Genomic DNA, 505 nt, shown 5'->3' with positions numbered 1-505 from the left:
AGAACGATAACGTCGCCAACTTTATCAGCGGCGATAATATCGAACTGAGCGACGATAATGGCGCGATTGAGATTGCCACTAGCCCCGATCTGACGGCGGATAGCCTGACGATTAACAATGGTCCAACAATCAATGACAACGGCATTGATATGGGCGGCGATACCATCACCAACCTGGGCGATCCGGTGAATGCTGGCGATGCGGTCAATCTTGATTACTTCGATGCCAACCGCGCCCACTACTACAGCGTCAACGACGGCGGCACCATTGGTGGCAACTACAACAACGATGGTGCAACGGGACTAAACGCGATTGCGAGTGGTGTTAATGCCTCCGCCAGCGGTGAGGGTGCGGTGGCACTGGGCTTTGGCGCCAGTGCACCAATTCGCGGCAGCCTCGCGCTGGGCAGCGGCTCGGTAGTGGATCGTGCCTTAGCTCCGGACTCCGGTTTTATCCCCGCAGGGTCTGCAACGATTGAGTTCAATACCACCGATAAAGAACTGCT

1 pseudogene is annotated in these 505 nt (G+C 55.8%); it reads left to right on the top strand.

Going from position 1 to position 505, the window contains the following annotated elements:
• Window positions 1-505 (top strand): annotated as a pseudogene (locus HVE01_RS19780) (hypothetical protein); the annotation flags it as partial.

Origin of the sequence: Vreelandella venusta, assembly GCF_007989605.1 — a bacterium.
In the GTDB taxonomy this organism is placed as follows: Bacteria; Pseudomonadota; Gammaproteobacteria; order Pseudomonadales; family Halomonadaceae; genus Vreelandella; species Vreelandella venusta.
This window is presented reverse-complemented; position numbering and strand designations above follow the sequence as displayed.